Source organism: Pseudomonas koreensis (assembly GCF_036668835.1).
Lineage (GTDB): Bacteria > Pseudomonadota > Gammaproteobacteria > Pseudomonadales > Pseudomonadaceae > Aquipseudomonas > Aquipseudomonas koreensis_I.
Genome location: NZ_JAZEVW010000072.1, coordinates 1 through 213 on the forward strand (window position 1 = coordinate 1; position 213 = coordinate 213).

At 57.3% G+C, this 213-nt stretch carries 1 protein-coding gene; it reads left to right on the forward strand.

What is annotated here, in order from left to right:
- The coding region (locus V6F91_RS27325) for an immunoglobulin-like domain-containing protein (protein ID WP_332769964.1) at positions 1–213 on the forward strand (213 nt) is incomplete at both ends.

Consider the following 213-nt stretch of genomic DNA (forward strand, 5'->3'; position numbering starts at 1 on the left):
CAACTACGAAAACCTCGTGGCCGATAAAACCCCGGTCAGCACCACTGTCACCGATGTTGCCGACACTACAAATCTGTCGCTGAGTGCGACGGGCTCCGTGGCTGAAGGTGGTTCGATTGTTTACACCGCAACACTGAGCAACGCTGCCGGTTCGCCAGTGACCGTGACCTTGTCGAACGGTGCCGTGATCACCATCAAGGCTGGCGAAACCAC